This window comes from Niallia sp. Marseille-Q9988 (genome assembly GCF_976954375.1).
In genome coordinates this window covers 346657-363083 of sequence record NZ_CDRJSZ010000005.1, presented here as the reverse complement: position 1 = coordinate 363083, position 16427 = coordinate 346657, and the positions used below count along the sequence as shown (strand labels likewise).

The window sequence follows — 16427 nt, the reverse complement described above, 5'->3', positions numbered from 1 at the left end:
CCTTTATTTTTTGGCACGGTACATATCAAATTCACCTTTAAAAACTAGCTCCGTGTTCACGTAACTATTAACTTCTACCGTTGTTCTTCCCGTTATACTATCTATATGACTTACTTTTGCTTTTGCAATAATTCGTTCACCTAAATTTACTGATCTTGTAAAATGAATATTGGCTTTAGCTGTAAGTGCAAGTTCATCGTTTATTACAGCAACAGCAAGAGAATTAGCTTGTGCAAAGAGATGATGTCCCCTTGCTATTCCATTCCTTGTAAAGACATGTTCTTGTTGTACCTCAAAGATAGATATAGCTGAATGATCTAATTCCATATCGATTATTTCGCCAATTACTTCTTCAATCGGCAATGCTTTCACTTCATCTTCAAGTGATTTTTTTGCCACATTTTTAATTCGCTCTCTAAGCTCTGGAATGGATAATTCTAACCGATCTAATCTTATTGTCTGTACACTAACAGAGAATTTTTCCGCTAATTCCTCGTCTGTAATAAAAGGTGTTTCTTTAATTGTCTCCACTAACAGCTGTTGCCGTTCTCGCTTGTTTCTCTTCATTTATTAACACCACCGCACTATTAAGACTAGGTACTAATAGTAGTATATAATTTATGAAGTTGGAATGCAAGCCGAAGTTTTGGTGCCAAATTGCTAGTGGAGATTTTGGAAATGCCACTCTCTCATAATCCCAAAGTATGCCCGTTGATTTCCACTTAAACCTACTGAGAGTTTGAATTAGAATTTGTAAGACTATCCCATCAAATTGCTAGTTATTTACTGGGAAATATTGTTCTGCTAATCTAATTTTCCGCCGTTTAAGACACCTGTTTCTTTCAAAGTATCTCTTAGTGCTTTATAGTCGTCATTTTGCCAAAATGCAACAGATTCAATTAAGATGGTTGCGTCATTTCTAGCTGTTTCTAGGATGCGATAATCGTGCACCATATCTCCCATTTTAAATTCTGGCAGTCCGCTTTGTTTTTTCCCAAAGAAATCGCCTGGTCCTCTTAATTCTAAGTCCTTCTCACTTAACACGAAACCGTCGCCTGTTTCGGTCATGATTTTCATTCGTTCTTTTCCAACATCTGTTTTCGGATCTGCAATTAGGACACAATAGGACTGTGCATCTCCTCGTCCAACTCTCCCTCTAAGCTGATGCAATTGCGATAATCCGAACCGTTCTGCATCATACACGAGCATAAACGTCGCATTTGGAACGTTAACACCAACCTCAACAACCGTTGTACTTACAAGAACTTGAATATCATTTTGACTAAACTGTTTCATCATTTGATCCTTTTCATCTGCATGGAGCTTTCCGTGCATCAATCCAACCTTATATCTTCCGTGGAAAAATGTGGATAGCATTGCATGAACATCTATGGCATTCTGGACATCTAGTTTCTCCGATTCCTCGATTAATGGACAAATTACATAGGCTTGTCTTCCTTGCTGAAGCTCTTTCTCCATAAACTGCAAAATTCTTGTTAACATATCATGCTTTACCCAATATGTTTCAATATTTTTGCGCCCTGCAGGCATTTCATCAATAATACTGACATCCATTTCTCCAAATACAGTAATGGCAAGAGTTCTTGGAATGGGGGTTGCTGTCATAAACAGAACGTCTGGATTTTCGCCCTTTTCTCGGAGTATTCTTCTTTGCTCCACGCCAAAACGGTGCTGCTCATCTGTGATAACTAACCCTAATGATTGAAATTCAACATCATCTTGAATTAGTGCATGTGTACCTATTAAAATATCGATCTTTCCCTCTTTTAATTGGGAAAGCAACTCTTTTCTCTTTTTTCCTTTAACAGAGCTTGTTAACAATCCGCATGTTACCCCGAAAGCAGAAAAGATTTGATGAAGAGAATCTGCATGCTGCTCTGCAAGAATTTCCGTCGGCGCCATTAATGCACCCTGATGACCAGAAAGAATAGATGCATATAAAACGATGGCAGCAACAATTGTTTTTCCCGATCCTACATCTCCTTGCAAGAGGCGGTTCATTCGCACCTCTGCTTTCATATCTGTTAAAATTTCGTTTACGACTCTTTTTTGAGCATTTGTTAACGGGAAAGGAAGAGCTTCTATAAACGTTGTTAGTTTCTCAAGAGAATAACGCTGACTTTTTCCGCCTGAATGCTCTCTTTCGTATTTTCTTAATGCACTCATTTTTAATTGGAATAAGAGAAATTCCTCGTATACAAACCTTCTTCTTGCTTGGGTTAGGTCTTCCCTTTTTTCAGGAAAATGGATAATTTGCAATGCTTCCTTCCTTGGAAGAAGCCGATATTTTGTTAGCATCGAAGCGGGAAAGTTTTCTTCGATTAGATGGGCATATTGACTTAAGGCAGACGAAATATATTTCCGTAAATTTTTGACGGTCATATTCCCCTTAACCGCATAAACTGGTTCAAATAAATGCCCTTTTTGGTTACTGCCAATTTGCAAATGATTTGCCGTTATTGTTTGGCGATGCTGATCCCATTTTCCTGTTACGGTAATCAATTCTTGGACAGCTAATTTGCTTTTCAAATAGGGTTGATTAAAGAATACGACCGTAATTAAATAATGTTCTACCAATAGTTTTATCGTTAATCTCGATTTCTTTCTTCCATAAAAAATAAGGGACGGTTCACTATGAACCTTCCCTTCCACCGTCACTTTTTCTTCATGCTTGATTTCTTCGAGGTTTTTCAGACGATAATCCTCATAGCGATAAGGAAAATATTCTAGCAAATCATTAATTGTATGAATATTCATTTCTTCTAATTGTTTTTTTGTTCCAGGTCCGACGCCCTTTATCTGTTCAACGGATTGCTGTAAAGACTCATTCACTTGTTAGCGGCAGCTGTGCTACCAAAGATTTCAGCTTCCAGTCTGCGACCAGTTGGTGTTGCTGCCAACCCTCCCCGTGCTGTTTCTTTCAGTGCTGTCGGCATTGCCTGACCAATTCGGTACATACTATCAATTACTTCATCACAAGGAATGCGGCTTTTAATACCTGCAAGCGCCATATCCGCTGCAATCATTGCATTCGCGGCACCCATTGCATTTCGCTTTACACAAGGAACTTCCACTAAACCAGCCACTGGATCACAAACTAAACCAAGCATATTCTTTAACGTAATAGCCATCGCATGTGCTGATTGTTCTGGGGTTCCCCCCGCCATTTCTACAATTGCGGCAGCAGCCATTCCAGCAGCAGAACCAACTTCTGCCTGACATCCGCCTGCTGCACCAGAAATGGATGCGTTATTTGCTACTACAAATCCAAAAGCTCCAGAAGTAAAAAGAAATGAAATCATCTGCTCTCTTGTTGGATTCAGCTTATTTTGCACGGCAAATAATGTCCCAGGCACAACACCTGCAGAACCAGCTGTTGGAGTTGCACAAATCATTCCCATGGCAGCATTTACTTCATTTGTTGCAACAGCTTTACTTACTGCGTCTAAAATAATTTCTCCAGACAGAAATTGGCCTTTTTTAATATAGTTTTGGAGCAACACAGCATCTCCACCAGTTAATCCTGAATGAGAAACCACTCCATTTAATCCTCTTTCGACCGCTTGCTCCATAACCTGAAGATTTGTTTCCATCTGGGATACAATTTCTTCTCTTGTTTTTCCAGTTACTTTCATTTCTTGTTCTATCATCATTTCGGAAATCGGTAAATTTCTAGTTGTTGCTATCTCTACCAATTCTGCTACGTTACGAAACATATTTACCCCTCCCTCTTTATTCCACAATCGTTGTGACTTTTTCAATCGAATCCAATTGTTCAAGTTCTCTTAATATCGATTCTTCTATATTTTGGTCGACTTCAATTGTCATCAAAGCCAATTTCCCTTTTTCTTTACGGCTAACCTCCATATGACCAATATTTATTTCATATTTAGCCAATACATTTGCAACCTTTGCAATTGCTCCGAAGCGATCATTATGGACAACCAATATCGCAGGATGATGCCCAGAAAGCTTTAACTGAAAACCATTAAGCTCCGTAATTTCAATTTTTCCACCGCCAATCGAAATGCCAACTAGCTCCATTTCTCCATGTTCGTCTCCTAGGTGAATTTTAGCTGTATTCGGATGCTCTGGGATGGCTTCTTCTATATGAAATGCTACCTGTATTCCATGCTGTTCTGCAATTTCTAATGATTCTTTAATGCGTTCATCAAATGTATCAAAATCAAGAATTCCGCCAATGATAGCTACATCTGTACCATGCCCTTTATACGTTTCAGCAAATGAACCGTATAAATGAATATTTACCCATTTCGGTTCTCTTTCAAAAAGATTTCGCGCCACTCTTCCAATCCTTGCTGCGCCAGCTGTATGAGAACTGGACGGACCAATCATGACCGGACCAATGATATCAAAAACACTTTTATATTTCATGGATTTTATCTCCCCTTAAATGCCCTAAAATCATTTTCAGTAATATGCTGTTTCAATTCATTACACTATATAATATCATACTATATTAATATATGGTTCTAATTCTTATCGTTCTCTTTATTTTGATGAATGGGACGGTAAAGGCTTTATATATATTGATTGATATGAAAAGTTAATATAGCTGGGATTTGTTTGCTTTGGGGATTATAGGGAGGAATTTCTCTGTTACTTTAAGAGGCTTTTTCTTCCTTGCTCGGGCTTAGAGACCGCCTCTCTGTTATCTTAAGGTGCTTTTTCTGCACTGCTTGAGCTCTGAGACCGATTCTCTGTTACCTTTTCGTTCAACTACTCCCCTTCAAAGTAACAGATACCTTCTCAAGCGCTCTTCTTCAAACAAAATTACCAATCCATCCCGACCATTCTACCTCCAAAAATAAACAAAAAAGGGCATACCTCTCCTAAGGCACACCCTTTTTTAGCTAATGATTATTCGATTGAAAAGATGAAGGAATATAGTGGCTGTTTTCCGTCATGAACTTCTACTTCCACATCTTCATAATTTTCTTCGATAAAGGATACAAGCGTTTCAACCTCTTCTTGCGTCGCTTCTTCTCCCTTAATTACCGTTACAATTTCTGATTCGTCATCAATCATGGACTTTAAGAGTTCCATTGCAGATTCTGTTTTATCCTTGCTTTTCACAACGATTTTTCCTTCTGCTAATCCCATAAAGTCGCCTGTTTCGATTTCCAGACCGTCAATGCTTGTATCTCTTACCGCATACGTAATTTGACCTGTCTTCACATGCTCAAGCGCCGCTTTCATATTCTTCTCATTTGTTTCTAAATCGCTAGAAGGATTGAAAGCAAGCAATGCTGACATTCCTTGAGGGACGGTTTTAGAAGAAATGACCACAACATCTTGTTCCAATACTTCCGCTGCTTGTTCTGCTGCCATAATAATATTTTTATTATTTGGTAAAATAAAGACCTTTTTCGCATTTATATGGTTTACAGCATTGACAATATCTTCCGTACTTGGATTCATCGTTTGGCCGCCCTCAATTACATAGTGAGCGCCAATGCTTCTGAAAAGATCTGCGATTCCGCTTCCCATTGAAACTGTTACAATTCCATACTCTTTTTGTTCTTCTGCAGAAGGTGCTGTTGGTTCTTCTACTCCTTCAGACCCATCCACTAAACTACTATGCTGTTCGCGCATGTTTTCAATTTTCATTTTTACTAAGTTACCGTATTTTTGACCAAATGTTAATACTTCACCAGGCTGATTAGAATGTATGTGAATTTTAACAATCTCATCATCTGCGATAACTAATAAAGAATCTCCATATTTGCTTAATGCTTGTCTAAAATCTTCTTCTGAAAAAGGTTTGTTTCCTAGTTTTTCCTGTTCTAAACGAACCATAAATTCCGTACAATAGCCAAATTCAATATCCTCTGTATTGATATAGCTGTGAACATTTTTATGATGCTCTGCATTTACCAATTCGTTCATTGAAACAACATTTTGTACAGCATCAGGAAGTTTTTCACCTTTTAACTCAGCTAAGAAGCCTTCATAGACAAATACTAATCCTTGCCCACCACTGTCTACTACACCTACTTCTTTTAAAACAGGTAATAGGTCAGGTGTTCTATTTAAAGATGCTTTTGCTTCTTTCACTGTATCTTCGACGATAGCAATAATATCATCATTCGTTTCTGCAGATTGAACCGCTTTCTTCGCAGCATCTTTCGCAACTGTTAGAATGGTTCCTTCTACAGGCTTCATTACTGCCTTATATGCTGTTTCCACACCAAATTGTAAAGCATCTGCAAATTCTTGACCAGTTATCGATTCCTTTTGCTCAATATGTTTGGAAAATCCACGAAATAATTGAGAAAGAATAACCCCTGAATTTCCTCTAGCTCCCATTAATAAACCTCTTGATAATGAGGTTCCAACTTTACCGATATGTGATTGAATATTCTTTTGAACTTCCTTCGCACCAGAAGTCATCGATAAATTCATATTCGTCCCTGTATCTCCATCTGGCACTGGAAAAACATTTAACGCATCTACATATTTAGCATTAGAGGATAAATGGTTTGCACCTTGGATTACCATTTCGGCAAAACGCTTTCCTTCTAAAACTGTAATTGACACTGTGTTTCCTCCTCTACTACGGGTTCGTCACACGAACTCCCTGAACGTAAATATTAACCGAGTCAACGGCAAGTCCAACTGTCTTATTGAGTGTGTATTTTACTTTTGATTGAACATTGTGCGCAACCTCGGAGATTTTCGTTCCGTAACTTACAATGATATACATATCAATATGTACTTCTTCTTCCACTTTTCGAACGATTACACCACGTGTAAAGTTTTCTTTTCGCAAAATATCTGTTAGACCGTCTTTAATTTGACTCTTTGACGCCATTCCAACAATACCATAGCAGTCTATTGCTGCCCCACCTGCGATTGTAGCGATCACTTCTGTAGATATATCAATCTGTCCGAAATTCGTTTTTAGTTCAATGGACATGAGTTTTCCCCCTTTGGAATTGCTCCTTGACTACTGACATTTTACTATAACCACTACTTTTTTGAAAGCTATAGTTAAAAAGCTTATTAATATTATATAACAAAACAATACTTCTATTAAAGCATTGGCATAAATTCAGAAAAAAGTTACTAATTTTACTATTCCCATAAAGACTTGGAATAAACAACTTAGTTTTGATGTCAAGGAAATTTTCTTGAAAGCTTTTAATCCAACTATTGCATTCATTTAAGTTGTATGATAAATTATTAAGGTATCTGTAACGAGGATTATTTAGCAGACTATAAGTAAATTGCTATCTATGACTTTTCAAACTCATTTTAATGAGTTTCTGTAATAAGGAGGGAAATATACATGCCACGTAAATGTGTTATCACTGGAAGAAAAACAACTACAGGTAATGCTCGTTCCCATGCTATGAACGCTAACAAACGTACTTGGGGAGCTAACCTTCAAAAGGTTCGTATTTTAGTAGACGGTAAGCCTAAACGTGTTTGGGTATCTGCTAGAGCATTAAGATCTGGTAAAGTAGAACGCGTTTAATCAGATCGCAATAAAAAAGGACATGTCACATGTCCTTTTTTATTTTGTCTTTCTAACTCTAACCAACTCTAAAAGCTAAACCATATAAGTACAGTAAGTTTTCGATATTCTCCGCCCTATTCACGAAAGGTTGTCTTTACAAAAAAATCCGCAGAATTTTTTGTTAGTCCTTCTTAAAGGTTCCTAACATTGCTCGGACAAGTCCCCCTAAAAATTTCGGCAATTTAATGGTATAAAATCTCATGAATACTGTCCCTCCTTAATCAATAAACATCCCTAGCACTTACATATCCTATTCAGATAAAACAAATTGGTACCATGATTAGTCAAATTTTAATCACAACTTCTTATTACCATTAATATGCCTTCATCAAAGGAAAAAGTACCAGTTTCTCGAATTAGTTCATTACTTATACATAATGTGCTGCTAGCAGGAAGGTTTCTCCTTACTAAAGGGTATTTAAAACCTTCTAAAGTTAGACCTACAATCTTTGTGCTATAAGGGAAAAATGAAATATACTTATACTCACTCATTCTGTCAATAGTATAGGCGCCCGCTTGGACAACCGCTACACTATTTTGTTTATCGATTATCTCCACTTTTATATTTTGATTGTCGATAGCACCTCTAAGTAATAGCTGGAGATTAGCTATTGTATGATCAAGTCTCCCACCCGTTGAACCGAATAGTCTAATAACAGTTGCTCCTTCTTTAATCGCCCATAGAAGTGCAAGCTCCATATCTGTTTCATCTTTTTCTGGTTTGAAGCGTTTAATAATCCCTGTTTTTTCTTCCATCTTGTGTAACTCTTCTTGTGAAATAGAATCAAAATCACCGAAAGCGGCATATATGGGGATAGATTTTTCCATCAAATACATAACGCCTCTATCGACTCCAATCCAACAAACATCTTTCGGGAATTTTTCTAAATCAGGAATATACTGCTTAGGACCACCGGCCATAATATGGACAATCATTGTTCTCCTCCTTTATTTTTCTTTCTATCTATTTCTATACAAAAATGCAGACTCTTTTATATAACCCTTTGTTTACTTTGCTTGTATGGCCAAACTGCCAATCAAACAATTCCTACAAATAGCTATAGAAAGAATCTGCTTTATCATGGACATAGAAAGTCCAGTTACCCTAGTATCTAGGTTTTCTATCTTTAATTTCTTGAAGGAAATCTTTATAATGCTCATAACGATATGCTGGAATTTCGTTGTTTTCCACAGCTTCTTTGACAGCGCATTTAGGTTCTGAAAGATGGAGGCAGCCTCTAAATTTACAGTCTTCGCTTACTTTTTCTATTTCAGGAAAACAATAATTTAAGTCTTCTGCTTCTATTTCAAGAAATTCAAGTGAGCTAAAGCCTGGTGTATCTGCGATAAGTCCATCACCAATGGAAATAAGCTCTACATGTCTTGTTGTATGCTTTCCTCTACCTAAACTTGAAGAGATTTCATTTGTCTTTAAGTCTAAATCTGGTCTAATTACATTTAATAAGGAAGACTTTCCTACACCTGATTGTCCGGCAAACACGGATATTTTATCTTTTAAATAGGGCAATAGCTGTTCTATCCCTGCTTCGGTTTCAGAAGAGGTTAAAATGACAGGATATCCAACAGCTTCGTATTGTGCTGCAAATTCCTTCATTTTTGCTACTTCATCGCTGCTTGCTAAATCCATTTTCGTTACACAGATTAGCGGATCAATTCTGTTGTATTCGATTAGCACAAGAAAACGATCTAATAATACTGTGCTAAACTCAGGCTCTACGCTTGAGAATACAAGAATCGCCTGATCTACATTTGCAATTGGCGGTCTTACCAGTTCATTTTTTCTATCTTTCACTTCTAATATATAACCATCTGTCTCGTTCTCCGCCTGAAAAACTACTTCGTCCCCTACTAAAGGGGTCACCTTATTTTTTCGGAAAACTCCTCTTCCTCGGCATTGTATTAATTGCCCTTCACTTAATACATAATAAAATCCACTTAATGCTTTAATGATTTTGCCTTTAGGCATACATATAACGCTCCTTACTACTTTTAGCCTCTTAAACCATTTTTATATATGTCTAAAAAGAAGCATTCCCTTTTACCAACATTTCAAACCAAGCTCAACTTATCCATTAGTCTGGGTAGGGAACTTCTTCATCAAGGATAACAACACTATCAATTTGCACACGATAGTACCCTTTTTGCCCTTCTGGAATCTGAAGATAGATTGTTTTTTTCGTATTTTCAGTGATCGTAAACGTTTCAGCAGGTTCTGTCATGCTATTATTAAAATCACCTATATAAATTCTTACTGTTTGTTCAACTGGCTTTCCATCAGGTGTCATTTCAGTTGGTTCATAAGGGATCGAAATTTCTTTCATTACTTCTTTCGGCTGTACTTCTTTCTTTCCTTTAGACAAGACAACGGAAATTTCCGCCCCTTTTTTCAAGTTCGTTCTAGGCTCTGGTGATTGTGAAATGACCAATCCTTTTTCTACTGAATCACTATATTCTTCAGTAAACGTTACCTTTAATCCAACATCGTCAACGTAATCATTTACTTCTTTTTTCGTATAATCTGTTAAATCTTTTATGCTAATTAGCTCTGCACCTTTACTGATAGTAAACTCGATGGATGTCTCCCCTGGAACTACTTCCTCATTTGGTTCAATACTTTGAGCTAAGATTGTTCCTGATGGTTCGTTCTCATCAAATTCTTCTACACTATCGACATCTTTAAACCCTTCTAATAGTTTAACAACATCTTCATAATTTCTACCGACATAATCACTTAAGACCACTGTCTCTTTTCCTAAGCTTTCGTAAACGGTAATTTCTGTCCCTTCTCTCCGGGCACTACCAGCACTTGGACTTGTTTTAATGACATGTCCTTTTTCGATATCCTCACTATTTAAGGTGATGGTGTCAGACACGACAAACCCTTTTTGTTCGAGCTCTGTCTTTGCTTCATCTACTTCTAGATTAGTTACATCTGGAACTTCAATATCTTCTGGTTCAAGCAAGTCTGGCAAGACAAATATCACTAAACCCATTAGTAATACTAATACAATAAATGTCGAAACAATAATTGCAGCTATTTTCTTACCTTTTTTCTTGTCTTTTTTCTTGGCTTTTTTCCCTTTCTTTTCTAGCTTCTTCGGCTTTTCTTCTACTTGCTGCTTCCCAGGTTCTTCTTTATCATATTTATGAACAATCGTTTCATCAAAATTTTTATACAAACCATCATTGGTAATGACAGGGATTGCTTTTGTTGCTTCATCATCAATTGGAATCGCAAACTTAGGTTCATCCATTCTTTCCAGATCAAGTGCAGTGCGCAAATCATCAGACATTTCTTCTGTACTATTATATCGATAAAAAGGATCCTTCGCGGTAGCTTTTAGCACGATATTTTCTACACTTTGTGGAATTCCTTCATTCCATCTTCTAACACTAGGTGTTTCAGACTGCAAATGCTTTAAGGCAATCGAAACCGCAGATTCTCCTGAAAAAGGAAGTCTTCCTGTTAATAATTCAAACATCACAATCCCAAGGGAATAGATATCAGACTTTTTATTCGCCATCCCGCCACGCGCCTGCTCTGGTGATAAATAATGAACAGAACCTAGCACAGAATTTGTTTGGGTAATACTTGTTGCACTTAATGCCATGGCAATTCCAAAATCGGTTACTTTTACATTCTCATCTTTATCTATTAAAATATTATGAGGTTTAATATCCCGATGAATAATATGGTTCTGATGGGCATGTGCGATTGCCGATGTAATTTGTTGCATAATTGCGATAACTGTCTTTACAGAAAGCGGTGAATTTTTATGTATATATTGTTTTAATGTATCGCCTTCCACATACTCCATTACAATATAATAGATGTCTCCTTCTTCCCCAACATCATAAATACTAACGATATTTGGATGAGCTAAGCTTGTTGCTGATTGTGCTTCCCGGTGAAATCGTTTAATGAATTCTTCATCATTGACATAATCAAGTCTTAGCATTTTGACTGCTACATCTCGATCAAGAATCATATCATGCGCAAGATAGACGTTTGCCATTCCACCTCCGCCAATCATATCTAATACCTTATAGCGACCACTTATTCTTTTCCCAATCATCATTGCTTGTCACCTGCTTGATGATCATCCTGATGCTCTAATATAATGACAGTGATATTATCTTCCCCACCATTTATATTAGCTGTTTCAATTAAAGTAGAAGCTTTTTCTTCAAGCGAATACTCTTTTTCAAGGACTTCTTTCATTTGTTGATCTGTTACTTTATTTGATAATCCATCGGAACAAATAAAAATAATGTCCCCTTCTTCAAATATAATCGTCATCACATCAATATCTAACTGGGCATCTGTTCCTAGTGCTCGTAATACGACATTTTTTCGCGGATGATGTTCAGCATCCTCTTTGGAAATTTGGCCCATACGAACTAATTCATTTACTAAGGAATGATCTTCTGTTATTTGCTTAAAGCCATCTTCATTATATAGATAGCATCTGCTGTCCCCCACATGTGCAATCGTCGAAAAATTCTCTGTACTGATGACACCAATAATGGTTGTTCCCATGCCTTCACATTCTGGATGGGTCGAAGCATAGTCGAAAACATATTGATTGACCTTTAATATATTGGATTTCAACCAGTTTTCTGCTTCATCTGCAGTTTGAATTTCTTCTACCATTGCCCAAAGCTCTGTCAATTTTTCAACAGTGAGAGAGCTTGCAACATCACCTGCACGGTGTCCGCCCATGCCATCTGCTACGATGGCAAGGCGTTGACCGCTTTTATTTCTAATAATTGCTCCACTATCCTCATTATGTTGTCTAACTTTCCCCTTATCAGTCATAAAAATTTGACTCAAAGGTGATCACCTCGTCTCTTCTTTTCTCTCCTTCGCACGAAGCTGTCCACATGCAGCATCGATATCTGAACCTTGCTCACGGCGAATTGTTACATTTACACCATGTTTCTTTAACGTTTTTTCAAATAAAAAGATTTGATCTTTCGGTGTTCTTACATAATCTCTTTCTGGTACATAGTTTACAGGAATTAAGTTAACATGGCACTTTATTCCTTTTACAAGCTCAGCTAGCTCTTCTGCATGCTCCACTTGATCATTTACATTGCCAAACAGACCATACTCAAAGCTTACTCGTCTTCCTGTTTTATCCACATAATAACGAATTGCTTCAATTAAATCAGGTAGTTTATAAGCGCGGTTGATCGGCATTAGTCTGCTTCTTAGCTCTGTATTTGGAGCATGTAGAGAAACAGCAAAGTTTATTTGCATATTTTGGGCTGCAAATTCATAAATTTTCGGGATAATACCACTAGTTGAAACAGTGATATGTCTTGCCCCAATATTTAACGCTTGTTCATGATTAATAATTTTTAGGAAACTTAACATACTAGCAAAGTTATCAAATGGTTCGCCAATTCCCATAATAACAACTGAACTTACACGCTCACCTAATTCATCTAATGCCTGTTGTACTTTTACGACTTGAGCAACGATTTCTCCTGCTTCTAAATTTCTTTTTAATCCACCTAATGTAGAAGCACAGAATGTACATCCGATTCTGCAGCCTACTTGTGTTGTTACACATACAGAATTGCCATATTCATGGCGCATTAAAACGGTTTCGATGGAATACCCATCATGTAATTCAAATAAAAACTTAATGGTTCCATCATTAGATGTTTGCTGAATAAGCGTGTTTAATGTTGTAATCGTAAAATTTTCTTGCAGCATTAGCCGTAGATTTTTTGATAAGTTAGACATATCTTCAAAAGAGGTTACTCTCTTTTTATATAGCCATTCAAAAATTTGGTCAGCACGAAATGCCTTTTCATTATGTTCTGTTAGCCAATCCTTTAATGCTTGTAATTCCATTGAGTAAATCGAGGGAATAGTTGGTTCTGCCTTTTGTCTTCTTCTTGATGATGTTTTTACTTGTTCCATCATTGCACCTTCTTTCTTAATGCTGCAATATAAAAGCCATCGGAGCCAAAATACTGCGGTAAAATCTGTAATTCGTTTCCATCTGTATATTGTTTAATGTCGGCCGGTAATCGTTCCCCTAAAGTTAAATCTCTTTCAAAATGGGAATTGTCCGCCAAAAATTTTTCTACCACTTCTTCATTCTCTGCTTTATCAATCGTACATGTACTATATACTAATAATCCACCTTTTTTTAAGAGGGAAGAGACAGAAGCTAATAAATCCAATTGAATTTTTTGCAAACGATCAACATCTGCTTCTGTTTTTGTATACTTCATATCCGGTTTTCTTCTCATTACGCCAAAACCTGAACATGGTGCATCAAGAAGAATACGGTCAAAGCTTTCTTTCTCAAGGCTGCTATCTAGCTTTCTTGAATCCATTGCCTTTGTTTCAATCGTTGATAAATCCAAACGTTCTGCATTTTGCTTAATAAGCTTTACTTTATGCTCATGAAGATCAATGGAAAGAACTTTTCCTTCCTTATTCATCTTCTCCGCAATATGTGTCGATTTACCACCAGGAGCGGCGCAAGCATCCAATACAGAATACGGCTTGTCTACATCTAGTGCATAAGCAACAATCATAGAGCTTTCATCTTGAATTGTTAACATTCCTTTTTCAAAAGCAGTTGAATGGGCTACATTTCCTTTTAATACCTTAATCCCTTCTGGAATTACCCCACTAGCTTCAACTTGGAATCCTTCTTCTGTTAAAAGGGATATGCATTCTGAGACAGAGATTTTTGTAGTATTTACCCTAGCTGTTTGCATTGGTGCTGTTAAATTAATTTCACACATCTTCTTCGCTTCTTCTAGCCCTAGCTGCTCCACCCATCTTTTTACAAGCCAGCGGGGATGACTTGTTTCAATAGCAAGTCGCTCTATTTCATCTTGAATTCCGCTAAAAGCTGGCAAGCCCTGTCTAAGGATATTCCGTAAAACAGCATTTACTAGGCCGCTAATTCCTTTATGACCCCTTTTTTTCGCAATTTCTACCGCTTCATTGATTGCAGCATGATCTGGAATGCGATCCAAATATATTATTTGATACAGTGTCATCTGTAAAAGAATATGCACCCAAGCTTCCATTTTCTTTCCTTTATTAATAAAAGGATGAAGATAAAATTCAAGCGTCATTTTTCGTTGAAGTGTCCCATATACGATTTCCGTTAGCAAACCAATATCCTTTGAGGGAATCTCATTTTTTTTAATCGTTGTATTTAATAATAGATTACTGTACGCTTGATTTTTTTGAATACTCTCCAAAATATCCAACGCTGCTTCCCGAACATTTTTTCTAGTTTTCTTCATTTGTTACTCCTAATACTTCATTTACTTGCATCTTGCTGCCAGCGCCGCGTAAAAATTGACCAATATCCATTTTCTTCTTCCCTGCTGGTTGCACTTCTGTTAATTGAATATAGGTGTCATTGCCCGTTGCTATAACTGGACCTTGATCTGTGATTTCTACAATTGTTCCAGGAGCCGCTTCTTCCGTTTTCGCTACTTTCTTTCCTGCCCATACTTTCATCACTTTCCCTTGATATAGGGTAAAGGCTACTGGCCATGGATTTAATCCACGAATTTTATTATAAACTTCTTCTCCAGAAGTCGACCAATCGATTTTCTCATCTGAACGTTTCAAATTCGGTGCAAACGTTGCCTCCTCGTCCTTTTGAGGAATAGGAGTAATTTCTCCTGCTAACAGTTTAGGCAAAGTTTCAGCTAATAAATCACTTCCAACAACACTTAATTTATCATGAAGTGTCCCTACTGTATCTTCTTCTTCAATTTTCACTTCTGCAACGGAGATAATGTCACCAGCATCTAACTTCTCTGCCATATACATAATGGTAATACCGGTTTTTTCTTTTCCTTGTAAAATACTATAGTGAATTGGTGCTCCTCCTCTTAATTCAGGAAGCAAGGATGCATGAACATTTACACAACCGTATTTTGGTGCATCTAATAGCTCTTTTGGCAAAATTTGTCCAAACGCAGCAGTCACGATTATATCTGGATTTAGGGAAATAATTGTCTTTAACTCTTCTGATTGACGAATTTTTTCTGGTTGATATACAGGGATATTATGCTTTAGCGCTTCTATCTTTACTGGTGGCGGTGTTAGCACTTTTTTTCTGCCAACAGGACGATCAGGCTGGGTAACAACAGCAATCACATCATACTTTTCTTCTAATAATCTTTGTAATACAGGAACAGAGAAGTCTGGAGTTCCCATAAATACTACTTTAGTCATTTGCTTCCACTCCTTCTAGCTCATCTTCCTCTAGATAGCGAATTACTTTAGAAGTAAATAATACTCCATCTAAGTGATCCATTTCATGCAAAATCGCCCGTGCTAAATATTCTTCTGCTTCTATTATATATTTTTTTCCTTTTCTATTTTGAGCCTCTACTTTAATTGAAAACGGACGATCAACATCCCCGAATAATCCGGGAAAGCTTAAGCAGCCTTCTGGTCCGACTTGAGAGCCGTCTACTTCTAATAAAATAGGATTAATTAATTCCAGTGTACCCATTTCATCATCAATATCTACTACGGCAATGCGTTTTGATATCCCGATTTGCGGTGCAGCAAGGCCGACACCATCAAATTCAATCATTGTATCATACATATCGTTTAGTAGCTTTGCTAATTTCTTATCAAATACTGTAACTTCCTCACATGGTGTTTCTAACACCGGATCTGGGAACATTACAATTTGTTTTACTGCCACATTATTTCCTCCAAACATTGAGCGCAATTTCAGTTTAAATAATTTTTAACCTCAGACTATTATCAAATTTATTGTTCCTTTTATCTAAATAAAGTTCTTACAAACAGCCTATGCAAAAATTCATTCCT

At 37.0% G+C, this 16427-nt stretch carries 16 protein-coding genes; 1 reads left to right on the top strand and 15 read right to left on the bottom strand.

Annotated features, from left to right (window positions below; all coding sequences use genetic code 11):
• Positions 1-3: 3 nt before the first annotated feature.
• From fapR to ACWNMZ_RS11560, 6 genes are all read right to left on the bottom strand, one after another.
• Positions 4-567 carry a transcription factor FapR gene (fapR, locus tag ACWNMZ_RS11585; protein WP_031534407.1) on the bottom strand — a complete coding sequence of 188 codons (564 nt, stop codon included), beginning with the start codon at positions 565-567 and terminating at the stop codon, positions 4-6.
• A gap of 237 nt (positions 568-804) precedes the next feature.
• Entirely contained in the window at positions 805-2853 is a 2049-nt protein-coding gene (gene recG / locus ACWNMZ_RS11580) for an ATP-dependent DNA helicase RecG (RefSeq protein ID WP_031534404.1), read from the bottom strand.
• Entirely contained in the window at positions 2850-3737 is an 888-nt protein-coding gene (sdaAA, locus tag ACWNMZ_RS11575) for an L-serine ammonia-lyase, iron-sulfur-dependent, subunit alpha (RefSeq protein ID WP_031534402.1), read from the bottom strand. The genes recG and sdaAA overlap by 4 nt, the downstream gene beginning before the upstream one ends.
• A gap of 16 nt (positions 3738-3753) precedes the next feature.
• Positions 3754-4416, bottom strand: a complete 663-nt coding sequence (gene sdaAB, locus ACWNMZ_RS11570; protein WP_031534400.1) for an L-serine ammonia-lyase, iron-sulfur-dependent subunit beta — start codon at positions 4414-4416, stop codon at positions 3754-3756.
• Between the two features lie 486 nt (positions 4417-4902).
• Complete coding sequence (locus ACWNMZ_RS11565; protein WP_031534398.1) at positions 4903-6582, bottom strand: DAK2 domain-containing protein; 1680 nt, start codon at positions 6580-6582, stop codon at positions 4903-4905.
• A 16-nt stretch (positions 6583-6598) separates the two neighbouring features.
• Complete coding sequence (locus tag ACWNMZ_RS11560) at positions 6599-6961, bottom strand: Asp23/Gls24 family envelope stress response protein (RefSeq protein ID WP_031534397.1); 363 nt, start codon at positions 6959-6961, stop codon at positions 6599-6601.
• Between the two features lie 372 nt (positions 6962-7333).
• Between ACWNMZ_RS11560 and rpmB the strand changes: the two genes are divergently transcribed.
• On the top strand, positions 7334-7522 hold the full coding sequence (rpmB, locus tag ACWNMZ_RS11555) for a 50S ribosomal protein L28 (protein ID WP_016201071.1): 189 nt from the start codon (positions 7334-7336) through the stop codon (positions 7520-7522).
• A gap of 163 nt (positions 7523-7685) precedes the next feature.
• Here the strand turns inward: rpmB and spoVM are convergent, their stop codons facing one another.
• The 9 genes from spoVM to def all read right to left on the bottom strand — a co-directional run bounded on the left by spoVM (position 7686) and on the right by def (position 16299).
• Complete coding sequence (spoVM, locus tag ACWNMZ_RS11550) at positions 7686-7766, bottom strand: stage V sporulation protein SpoVM (RefSeq protein WP_016201070.1); 81 nt, start codon at positions 7764-7766, stop codon at positions 7686-7688.
• 89 nt (positions 7767-7855) lie between these two features.
• Positions 7856-8500: a thiamine diphosphokinase gene (locus ACWNMZ_RS11545; protein WP_031534396.1), complete on the bottom strand. Its 645-nt coding sequence runs from the start codon at positions 8498-8500 to the stop codon at positions 7856-7858.
• Between the two features lie 169 nt (positions 8501-8669).
• Positions 8670-9551 (bottom strand): ribosome small subunit-dependent GTPase A, encoded by an 882-nt coding sequence (rsgA, locus tag ACWNMZ_RS11540; RefSeq protein WP_251627324.1) that lies wholly within the window; start codon positions 9549-9551, stop codon positions 8670-8672.
• A gap of 106 nt (positions 9552-9657) precedes the next feature.
• Positions 9658-11664, bottom strand: a complete 2007-nt coding sequence (pknB, locus tag ACWNMZ_RS11535) for a Stk1 family PASTA domain-containing Ser/Thr kinase (RefSeq protein ID WP_251627325.1) — start codon at positions 11662-11664, stop codon at positions 9658-9660.
• On the bottom strand, positions 11661-12419 hold the full coding sequence (locus tag ACWNMZ_RS11530) for a Stp1/IreP family PP2C-type Ser/Thr phosphatase (protein WP_109766205.1): 759 nt from the start codon (positions 12417-12419) through the stop codon (positions 11661-11663). Before ACWNMZ_RS11530 ends, pknB begins: the two co-directional genes overlap by 4 nt.
• Before the next feature lie 6 nt (positions 12420-12425).
• Positions 12426-13523 (bottom strand): 23S rRNA (adenine(2503)-C(2))-methyltransferase RlmN, encoded by a 1098-nt coding sequence (gene rlmN / locus ACWNMZ_RS11525; RefSeq protein WP_251627327.1) that lies wholly within the window; start codon positions 13521-13523, stop codon positions 12426-12428.
• The gene (rsmB, locus tag ACWNMZ_RS11520; RefSeq protein ID WP_031534386.1) at positions 13520-14872 is read right to left on the bottom strand and encodes a 16S rRNA (cytosine(967)-C(5))-methyltransferase RsmB; all 1353 of its coding nucleotides are present in this window, start codon (positions 14870-14872) and stop codon (positions 13520-13522) included. The genes rlmN and rsmB overlap by 4 nt, the downstream gene beginning before the upstream one ends.
• Positions 14859-15818 (bottom strand): methionyl-tRNA formyltransferase, encoded by a 960-nt coding sequence (gene fmt, locus ACWNMZ_RS11515; RefSeq protein ID WP_251627329.1) that lies wholly within the window; start codon positions 15816-15818, stop codon positions 14859-14861. The genes rsmB and fmt overlap by 14 nt, the downstream gene beginning before the upstream one ends.
• The gene (gene def, locus ACWNMZ_RS11510; RefSeq protein ID WP_031534382.1) at positions 15811-16299 is read right to left on the bottom strand and encodes a peptide deformylase; all 489 of its coding nucleotides are present in this window, start codon (positions 16297-16299) and stop codon (positions 15811-15813) included. The genes fmt and def overlap by 8 nt, the downstream gene beginning before the upstream one ends.
• Positions 16300-16427 lie beyond the last annotated feature (128 nt).

Bases quoted from the DNA above. Each gene is read 5' to 3' on its own strand.
- ACWNMZ_RS11560 (WP_031534397.1), bottom strand. From the start codon at position 6,961: ATGTCCATTGAACTAAAAACGAATTTCGGACAGATTGATATATCTACA.
- rlmN (WP_251627327.1), bottom strand. From the start codon at position 13,523: ATGATGGAACAAGTAAAAACATCATCAAGAAGAAGACAAAAGGCAGAA.
- fmt (WP_251627329.1), bottom strand. From the start codon at position 15,818: ATGACTAAAGTAGTATTTATGGGAACTCCAGACTTCTCTGTTCCTGTA.
- ACWNMZ_RS11545 (WP_031534396.1), bottom strand. From the start codon at position 8,500: ATGATTGTCCATATTATGGCCGGTGGTCCTAAGCAGTATATTCCTGAT.
- fapR (WP_031534407.1), bottom strand. From the start codon at position 567: ATGAAGAGAAACAAGCGAGAACGGCAACAGCTGTTAGTGGAGACAATT.
- sdaAB (WP_031534400.1), bottom strand. From the start codon at position 4,416: ATGAAATATAAAAGTGTTTTTGATATCATTGGTCCGGTCATGATTGGT.
- rpmB (WP_016201071.1), top strand. From the start codon at position 7,334: ATGCCACGTAAATGTGTTATCACTGGAAGAAAAACAACTACAGGTAAT.
- rsmB (WP_031534386.1), bottom strand. From the start codon at position 14,872: ATGAAGAAAACTAGAAAAAATGTTCGGGAAGCAGCGTTGGATATTTTG.
- spoVM (WP_016201070.1), bottom strand. From the start codon at position 7,766: ATGAGATTTTATACCATTAAATTGCCGAAATTTTTAGGGGGACTTGTC.
- pknB (WP_251627325.1), bottom strand. From the start codon at position 11,664: ATGATGATTGGGAAAAGAATAAGTGGTCGCTATAAGGTATTAGATATG.
- sdaAA (WP_031534402.1), bottom strand. From the start codon at position 3,737: ATGTTTCGTAACGTAGCAGAATTGGTAGAGATAGCAACAACTAGAAAT.
- rsgA (WP_251627324.1), bottom strand. From the start codon at position 9,551: ATGCCTAAAGGCAAAATCATTAAAGCATTAAGTGGATTTTATTATGTA.